Source organism: Oleiphilus sp. HI0043 (genome assembly GCF_001634935.1).
Genome location: NZ_LWEY01001138.1, coordinates 1 through 964 on the forward strand (window position 1 = coordinate 1; position 964 = coordinate 964).

1 protein-coding gene is annotated in these 964 nt (G+C 43.7%); it reads right to left on the bottom strand.

Annotated features, from left to right (window positions below):
• Positions 1-629: GGDEF domain-containing protein (locus A3729_RS12760; protein WP_197475838.1), on the bottom strand; the 629-nt coding region annotated here is incomplete at its 3' end.
• Positions 630-964 lie beyond the last annotated feature (335 nt).

A 964-nucleotide genomic window follows, 5' to 3' on the forward strand; every position in this document is an offset into this window, starting at 1 on the left:
GTGCGCAGCGTTGATTTAACAGTTTGAGCAACTTGTCTGAGCGCATCATCTCCTGATTGATGCCCATAGTAATCGTTATACTTCTTGAAAAAGTCGATATCCACTAAAGCTAGACTATAACTATTCTGGGTTCGTAGAGCGTGCTGTTCAGTATGTGTGAGATCAACCTCCATAGCGCGTCGGTTGCCGATACCTAGCAAGGCATCTTCAAGTGACAATAGTTTTAGCTCTTCGACATTAGTTTCCAGTTCTGCATGCCTGTCGATCAAGCGAACATATACATCGACTAGGTTAGATTGGGTCACAACACCAACTAAGTGTCCGGCATTGTTAATAACAGGGAGATGACGGAGTTTTCGACTACGTGACAGCATCAAGGCGTCTTTAAATAGACTATCTTCCTGAACACAAACAGGCGTAGAAGTCATGATTTCACAAATAGAATGTTCTGGGTAGTGAGCGTCTTTCAATAGCGTGCAAAACAGTTTGGTGATGTCACGCTCTGTGACGATTCCGATAGGTTTGTCGTTCTCGACAATAATCAGGCAGGAGCTACCTTGCTTTGACATGAGCGGAACCGCCTCCTTAATACAGCAATTCGCGTCCACGGTTGGTGGGCAGTCATTCATGAGTTCTTTGACAAGTATGTTAGTACTTTGGTGACCTTTCAAAAATTCATTCTATACTTTAATCCTAGGAGCCTAGCGGGAATAAGGCAAATTAATTACAGCAACTTACAAGCATCTTGAAAAGACTATTTGATGAATAGGTTCTTGATCAGAGTCAGACTTCAATTCATGAGTTCATGCTACCTTCAAAGTAAGGGAGCAGAGCCTGCTCCGCCAGGAGAGCAAATCCAATGACGATGATACGTAGTTCTAACGCTAAAATCTCAAACCGGCTCACCCGTTTTGTATCCTTACCGGTTCTGAGGGCTTTGTACGGCCTGGCTTTATCGTTAGGT